Origin of the sequence: Arthrobacter sp. GMC3 (genome assembly GCF_002929305.1) — a bacterium.
GTDB lineage: Bacteria > Actinomycetota > Actinomycetes > Actinomycetales > Micrococcaceae > Specibacter.
Genome location: NZ_PJIO01000032.1, coordinates 1 through 6863, shown reverse-complemented (window position 1 = coordinate 6863; position 6863 = coordinate 1). Strand labels below are relative to the sequence as shown.

The 6863-nt window shown below is 53.4% G+C and carries 6 protein-coding genes; all 6 read left to right on the top strand.

From position 1 onward, the window contains the following. Positions 1–619 precede the first annotated feature (619 nt). A complete protein-coding gene (nuoA, locus tag CXQ94_RS23515; protein WP_000062997.1) occupies positions 620–1063 on the top strand; it encodes an NADH-quinone oxidoreductase subunit NuoA in 444 nt (147 codons plus the stop codon). A gap of 15 nt (positions 1064–1078) precedes the next feature. Then, positions 1079–1741 (top strand): NADH-quinone oxidoreductase subunit NuoB, encoded by a 663-nt coding sequence (gene nuoB / locus CXQ94_RS23510; protein ID WP_104092561.1) that lies wholly within the window; start codon positions 1079–1081, stop codon positions 1739–1741. Positions 1742–1834: 93 nt separating this feature from the next. Further along, the gene (gene nuoC, locus CXQ94_RS23505) at positions 1835–3637 is read left to right on the top strand and encodes an NADH-quinone oxidoreductase subunit C/D (protein WP_104092560.1); all 1803 of its coding nucleotides are present in this window, start codon (positions 1835–1837) and stop codon (positions 3635–3637) included. A gap of 2 nt (positions 3638–3639) precedes the next feature. Further along, positions 3640–4140, top strand: a complete 501-nt coding sequence (gene nuoE / locus CXQ94_RS23500; protein ID WP_000545042.1) for an NADH-quinone oxidoreductase subunit NuoE — start codon at positions 3640–3642, stop codon at positions 4138–4140. Next, a complete protein-coding gene (gene nuoF / locus CXQ94_RS23495; protein WP_104092559.1) occupies positions 4137–5474 on the top strand; it encodes an NADH-quinone oxidoreductase subunit NuoF in 1338 nt (445 codons plus the stop codon). Before nuoE ends, nuoF begins: the two co-directional genes overlap by 4 nt. Positions 5475–5526: 52 nt before the next feature. Further along, a partial coding sequence (nuoG, locus tag CXQ94_RS23490) for an NADH-quinone oxidoreductase subunit NuoG (protein ID WP_146070396.1) occupies positions 5527–6863 on the top strand: 1337 nt, incomplete at its 3' end.

The following is a 6863-nucleotide window of genomic DNA, read 5'->3' as shown; positions in this document are numbered from 1 at the left end:
TAGATAATTCCTGAGACAATAGTGTAAAAAACGAGCCGCTGGGGGTGTTTTAAACCCCAGCGGCTTTTTTTTAGTAAAAATCCTTCCTCGCATAGTGCAGAACGTACAAAACTGTTCATTTTTCAACCACCAGAGATTCACGTCCCGAACGCACAAATAATCGCCTGAAAAAAATCACCTGCTACAATGATGTTAAAAAATACGTAAATTTGTTGCTGCGTTTTTGTTATGGAATGACAAAAGCGTGTCACAGATCAAGAAAATACTCTCTTTTGGGGGGAGGAATCGACACAAATTCCTGTCAAAATAGACCCGTATTTTTTCCATTGCTTCACAACGGACACGATTCAACAACATCTAATTATCCTGGAGTCGTCAAGGATCTGGGGTGAAAGGGCATTAAATGCTAATGGTGTTGATATTATGTAAACTAATGTGAAGAAACTTTTGTTAAAGTTGACAAAAGGTTATAGAAAGGAGTAAAAAACCACATCAATTAGCTGTATAAAAGAATTTCTACAGTGATTGTAAGGTTTTTTTTATTCCTCCCCATGAATCGATGTGGCGTCCATCTGCCGTGAAGAGCAGTGAATCTGGCGCTACTTTTGATGAGTAAGCAATGAGTATGTCAACATCCACTGAAGTCATCGCTCATCACTGGGCATTCGCTATCTTTCTTATCGTTGCCATTGGCCTGTGTTGCCTGATGCTGGTAGGCGGTTGGTTTTTAGGCGGTCGCGCACGCGCGAGGTCGAAAAACGTGCCGTTTGAATCCGGTATCGACTCGGTCGGCTCCGCCCGCTTACGCCTGTCCGCCAAGTTTTATCTGGTGGCCATGTTCTTCGTTATCTTCGACGTTGAAGCGCTGTATCTGTTCGCATGGTCAACCTCTATCCGCGAAAGCGGCTGGGTAGGCTTTGTGGAAGCTGCAATTTTTATTTTTGTGTTACTGGCAGGTCTGGTTTATCTGGTGCGTATTGGCGCGCTGGACTGGACGCCCGCGCGTTCACGCCGCGAGCGTATGAACCCGGAAACGAACAGTATCGCTAATCGTCAACGCTAACCGCGAGGCATTAAGATGGATTATACGCTCACCCGCATAGATCCCAACGGTGAGAACGACCGTTACCCCCTGCAAAAGCAGGAGATCGTAACCGACCCTCTGGAGCAAGAAGTTAACAAAAACGTGTTTATGGGCAAGCTCAATGACATGGTTAACTGGGGTCGTAAAAACTCAATTTGGCCGTATAACTTCGGTCTTTCCTGCTGTTACGTTGAGATGGTGACTTCGTTTACCGCGGTGCATGACGTGGCGCGTTTTGGCGCAGAAGTATTGCGTGCTTCGCCGCGTCAGGCTGACCTGATGGTGGTTGCAGGAACCTGCTTTACCAAAATGGCACCGGTCATTCAGCGTCTGTATGACCAGATGCTGGAACCAAAATGGGTTATCTCAATGGGTGCCTGTGCCAAATCTGGTGGTATGTACGATATTTATTCCGTTGTGCAGGGCGTCGATAAATTCATCCCGGTTGATGTGTATATCCCGGGCTGCCCGCCGCGTCCTGAAGCGTACATGCAGGCACTGATGCTGTTGCAGGAATCTATCGGCAAAGAACGTCGTCCGCTCTCCTGGGTGGTTGGCGATCAGGGCGTTTATCGCGCCAATATGCAATCAGAGCGCGAACGCAAGCGCGGTGAACGCATTGCCGTAACTAACCTGCGTACACCTGACGAGATTTAATTTGCGCCTGTCGGCAAAGGGATTTTTCTTCGCTTATTCCTAAATCTATTTCGCGAAGCTTACTGCGCCGACAGTCACCACGGACCATTTGCAATGGTGAACAATATGACCGACTTAACCGCGCAAGAACCCGCCTGGCAGACCCGCGATCATCTTGATGATCCGGTGATTGGCGAACTGCGCAACCGTTTTGGGCCGGATGCCTTTACTGTTCAGGCGACTCGCACCGGGGTTCCCGTTGTGTGGATCAAGCGTGAACAATTACTGGAAGTTGGCGATTTCTTAAAGAAACTGCCGAAACCTTACGTCATGCTGTTTGACTTACACGGCATGGACGAACGTCTGCGCACACACCGCGAAGGGTTACCTGCCGCGGATTTTTCCGTTTTCTACCATCTGATTTCTATCGATCGTAACCGCGACATCATGCTGAAGGTGGCGCTGGCAGAAAACGACCTGCACGTACCGACCTTCACCAAACTGTTCCCGAACGCTAACTGGTATGAGCGTGAAACCTGGGATCTGTTTGGCATTACTTTCGACGGTCACCCGAACCTGCGACGCATCATGATGCCGCAAACCTGGAAAGGTCACCCGCTGCGTAAAGATTATCCGGCGCGCGCTACCGAATTCTCGCCGTTTGAGCTGACCAAAGCCAAACAGGATCTGGAGATGGAAGCCCTGACCTTCAAACCGGAAGAGTGGGGGATGAAGCGCGGCACCGAAAACGAGGACTTCATGTTCCTCAACCTCGGTCCGAACCACCCGTCGGCGCACGGGGCTTTCCGTATCGTTTTGCAACTCGATGGCGAAGAGATTGTCGACTGCGTACCAGACATCGGTTACCACCACCGTGGTGCGGAGAAAATGGGCGAACGCCAGTCCTGGCACAGCTACATTCCGTATACTGACCGTATCGAATACCTCGGCGGCTGCGTTAACGAAATGCCTTACGTGCTGGCGGTAGAGAAACTGGCCGGGATCACCGTGCCGGATCGCGTTAACGTCATTCGCGTTATGCTCTCCGAACTGTTCCGCATCAACAGTCACCTGCTGTATATCTCGACCTTTATTCAGGACGTCGGCGCAATGACGCCAGTGTTCTTCGCCTTTACCGATCGTCAGAAAATTTACGATCTGGTGGAAGCGATCACGGGTTTCCGTATGCACCCGGCGTGGTTCCGTATTGGCGGCGTAGCGCACGACCTGCCGCGCGGCTGGGATCGCCTGCTGCGTGAGTTCCTCGACTGGATGCCGAAACGTCTGGCGTCTTACGAGAAAGCGGCGCTGCAAAACACCATTCTGAAAGGTCGTTCCCAGGGCGTTGCCGCCTATGGCGCGAAAGAGGCGCTGGAGTGGGGCACCACTGGCGCGGGCCTGCGTGCTACCGGGATCGACTTCGACGTGCGTAAGGCGCGTCCTTATTCTGGCTATGAAAACTTCGACTTTGAAATCCCGGTGGGTGGTGGCGTTTCTGACTGCTACACCCGCGTAATGCTTAAAGTGGAAGAGCTGCGCCAGAGTCTGCGCATTCTTGAGCAGTGCCTCAACAACATGCCGGAAGGCCCGTTCAAAGCGGATCACCCGCTGACCACGCCGCCGCCGAAAGAGCGCACGCTGCAACATATCGAAACCCTGATCACCCACTTCCTGCAAGTGTCGTGGGGGCCGGTGATGCCTGCCAATGAATCTTTCCAGATGATTGAGGCGACCAAGGGGATCAACAGTTACTACCTGACCAGCGACGGTAGCACCATGAGTTATCGCACTCGTATCCGCACGCCGAGTTATGCGCATTTGCAGCAAATTCCGGCGGCGATCCGCGGCGGCCTGGTGTCTGACCTGATTGTTTATCTGGGCAGTATCGATTTTGTTATGTCAGATGTGGACCGCTAATTATGCACGAGAATCAACAACCACAAACCGAGGCTTTTGAGCTGAGTGCGGCAGAGCGTGAAGCGATTGAGCACGAGATGCACCACTACGAAGACCCGCGTGCGGCGTCCATTGAAGCGCTGAAAATCGTTCAGAAGCAGCGTGGCTGGGTGCCGGATGGTGCGATCCACGCGATCGCCGATGTGCTGGGTATTCCGGCAAGCGACGTCGAAGGTGTGGCAACGTTCTACAGTCAGATCTTCCGCCAGCCGGTTGGTCGCCATGTGATCCGTTATTGCGACAGCGTGGTCTGTCATATCAACGGGTATCAGGGTATTCAGGCGGCACTCGAGAAAAAGCTGAACATCAAACCAGGGCAAACGACATTTGATGGCCGCTTTACGCTGCTGCCAACTTGCTGCCTGGGGAACTGTGATAAAGGGCCAAACATGATGATCGATGAGGACACTCACGCGCATCTGACCCCGGAAGCGATCCCTGAACTGCTGGAGCGGTATAAATGAAAAACATTATCCGTACTCCCGAAACGCATCCGCTGACCTGGCGTCTGCGCGATGACAAACAGCCAGTGTGGCTGGACGAATATCGCGGCAAAAACGGTTACGAAGGCGCGCGTAAGGCGCTGACCGGGCTGTCTCCGGACGAAATCGTTAATCAGGTAAAAGACGCTGGTCTGAAAGGGCGCGGTGGCGCGGGCTTTTCTACCGGCCTGAAATGGAGCCTGATGCCGAAAGACGAATCCATGAACATCCGTTACCTGCTGTGTAACGCCGATGAAATGGAGCCAGGCACCTATAAAGACCGCCTGCTGATGGAGCAACTGCCGCACCTGCTGGTGGAAGGCATGCTCATCTCCGCGTTTGCGCTGAAAGCTTACCGTGGCTATATCTTCCTGCGCGGCGAATATATCGAAGCGGCAGTGAATCTACGCCGTGCCATTGCCGAAGCCACCGAAGCAGGTCTGCTTGGCAAAAATATTATGGGAACAGGTTTTGACTTCGAACTGTTCGTCCATACCGGGGCAGGGCGCTACATCTGCGGCGAAGAAACAGCGTTAATCAACTCCCTGGAAGGACGTCGTGCTAACCCACGCTCGAAGCCTCCATTCCCGGCGACCTCCGGCGCATGGGGTAAACCGACCTGTGTCAACAACGTCGAAACCCTGTGTAACGTTCCGGCGATCCTCGCTAACGGCGTGGAGTGGTATCAGAATATCTCGAAAAGTAAAGATGCTGGCACCAAGCTGATGGGCTTCTCCGGTCGGGTGAAAAATCCGGGCCTGTGGGAACTGCCGTTCGGCACCACCGCACGCGAGATCCTCGAAGATTACGCCGGTGGTATGCGTGACGGTCTGAAATTCAAAGCCTGGCAGCCAGGCGGCGCGGGGACTGACTTCCTGACCGAAGCGCACCTTGACCTGCCGATGGAATTCGAAAGTATCGGTAAAGCGGGCAGCCGTCTGGGTACGGCGCTGGCGATGGCGGTTGACCATGAGATCAACATGGTGTCGCTGGTGCGTAACCTGGAAGAGTTTTTCGCCCGTGAGTCCTGCGGCTGGTGTACGCCGTGCCGCGACGGTCTGCCGTGGAGCGTGAAAATTCTGCGTGCGCTGGAGCGTGGTGAAGGTCAGCCAGGCGATATCGAAACACTTGAGCAACTGTGTCGATTCTTAGGCCCGGGTAAAACTTTCTGTGCCCACGCACCTGGTGCAGTGGAGCCGTTACAGAGCGCCATCAAATATTTCCGCGAAGAATTTGAGGCGGGAATCAAACAGCCGTTCAGCAATACCCATTTGATTAATGGGATTCAGCCGAACCTGCTGAAAGAGCGCTGGTAACCGAATTTCGATTAACGCTCAGTCTCTGACTGAGAAAACTGGAAGCATGCTAATGGCTACAATTCATGTAGACGGCAAAGAATACGAGGTCAACGGAGCGGACAACCTGCTGGAAGCTTGTCTGTCTCTGGGCCTTGATATTCCTTACTTTTGCTGGCATCCGGCGCTGGGAAGCGTCGGTGCTTGCCGCCAGTGTGCGGTGAAGCAATACCAAAACGCGGAAGACACGCGTGGTCGCCTGGTGATGTCCTGTATGACACCGGCTTCCGATGGCACCTTTATTTCCATTGACGACGAAGAAGCGAAACAGTTCCGTGAAAGTGTGGTCGAGTGGTTAATGACCAACCACCCGCACGACTGTCCGGTATGTGAAGAAGGCGGTAACTGCCATCTTCAGGATATGACCGTGATGACCGGACACAGCTTCCGTCGCTACCGTTTCACCAAACGTACCCACCGTAATCAGGATTTGGGACCGTTCATCTCTCACGAAATGAACCGCTGCATCGCCTGCTACCGCTGCGTGCGTTACTACAAAGATTACGCTGACGGTACAGATCTGGGCGTTTACGGTGCGCACGACAACGTCTACTTCGGTCGCCCGGAAGACGGCACGCTGGAAAGCGAATTTTCCGGTAACCTGGTCGAAATTTGCCCGACCGGCGTATTTACCGACAAAACGCACTCCGAGCGTTACAACCGTAAATGGGATATGCAGTTTGCGCCGAGCATCTGCCAGCAATGTTCCATCGGCTGTAACATCAGCCCCGGCGAGCGTTATGGCGAACTGCGTCGTATCGAAAACCGTTACAACGGTACGGTAAACCACTACTTCCTCTGCGACCGTGGTCGTTTCGGTTACGGTTACGTCAACCTGAAAGATCGTCCGCGTCAGCCAGTACAGCGTCGTGGCGATGATTTCATTACCCTCAACGCCGAACAGGCAATGCAGGGCGCAGCAGATATTCTGCGTCAGTCGAAGAAAGTGATCGGCATTGGTTCTCCGCGCGCCAGCGTGGAAAGCAACTTTGCGCTGCGTGAGCTGGTGGGCGAAGAAAACTTCTACACCGGTATCGCTCACGGTGAGCAGGAACGTCTGCAACTGGCGCTGAAAGTACTGCGTGAAGGCGGCATTTATACTCCTGCTCTGCGCGAAATCGAATCTTACGATGCGGTACTGGTGCTGGGCGAAGACGTTACCCAGACCGGCGCGCGCGTCGCGCTGGCAGTGCGTCAGGCGGTGAAAGGTAAAGCGCGCGAAATGGCTGCAGCACAGAAAGTGGCTGACTGGCAGATTGCGGCAATCCTCAACATCGGTCAACGTGCGAAGCATCCGCTGTTTGTTACCAACGTTGATGACACTCGTCTGGATGATATCCGGCAGGACCA

Excerpts from the sequence above, each read along its gene's own strand:
- nuoA (WP_000062997.1), top strand. The coding sequence starts at position 620 with ATGAGTATGTCAACATCCACTGAAGTCATCGCTCATCACTGGGCATTC.
- nuoB (WP_104092561.1), top strand. The coding sequence starts at position 1,079 with ATGGATTATACGCTCACCCGCATAGATCCCAACGGTGAGAACGACCGT.
- nuoC (WP_104092560.1), top strand. The coding sequence starts at position 1,835 with ATGGTGAACAATATGACCGACTTAACCGCGCAAGAACCCGCCTGGCAG.
- nuoE (WP_000545042.1), top strand. The coding sequence starts at position 3,640 with ATGCACGAGAATCAACAACCACAAACCGAGGCTTTTGAGCTGAGTGCG.
- nuoF (WP_104092559.1), top strand. The coding sequence starts at position 4,137 with ATGAAAAACATTATCCGTACTCCCGAAACGCATCCGCTGACCTGGCGT.